Annotated in this window: 1 protein-coding gene; it reads left to right on the top strand. The window is 42.4% G+C overall.

Features of this window, described 5'->3' with window-relative positions; translation table 11 throughout:
• Nucleotides 1–25: 25 nt before the first annotated feature.
• On the top strand, nucleotides 26–547 hold a 522-nt coding region (locus tag ACFFIT_RS00190; RefSeq protein WP_385875297.1), incomplete at its 3' end, for a hypothetical protein.

The raw sequence follows: 547 nt of genomic DNA, 5'->3' as shown, positions 1-547 counted from the left end.
CACGGGTGGTGTTCAATCAAATAGCGTGACGATTACTGAAATCAGTGATGACTCAGGTGCGTTAGGCGACTGGATAACGAATGACCCGACATTAATCATCAAAGGAGCATTAGCAAATGGCTTAGCGATGGGTGAGCGTGTTGAAATCAACATTGATGGTCAGGGTTGGGTACAAGTGACGGTCACAGACAGAACTTGGTTCTATGACAACACAAGTAAAGCGTTATCTAATGGCACACATAAGATCGATGTACGTATCATCAATAACGTAAATGATGAGGGTCCAAAATCGTCACAAGAGATTATAGTGGATAACAAAGCGCCTGATATCACGAACAAAGTCTACTTAGATAGAATTTCAGAAGACCGTGGTATAGCCGACAATGACTTCAAAACGAACGATAAGACGTTGGAGTTCTTTGGTCACTTAGACAGAGCGCTAGATGCAGATGAGTATGTAGAAATCAGCTTTGATAATGGCACAACATGGACACGTACCATCGTTACGGGCACTGAGTGGTACTATGATAGAACAAGTACACCATTT

The sequence above is a fragment of the Thorsellia kenyensis genome (assembly GCF_042432445.1).
GTDB lineage: Bacteria > Pseudomonadota > Gammaproteobacteria > Enterobacterales > Thorselliaceae > Thorsellia > Thorsellia kenyensis.
Note: the sequence above shows the minus strand (reverse complement) of the source record. Positions and strands in the feature narration are given on the sequence as shown.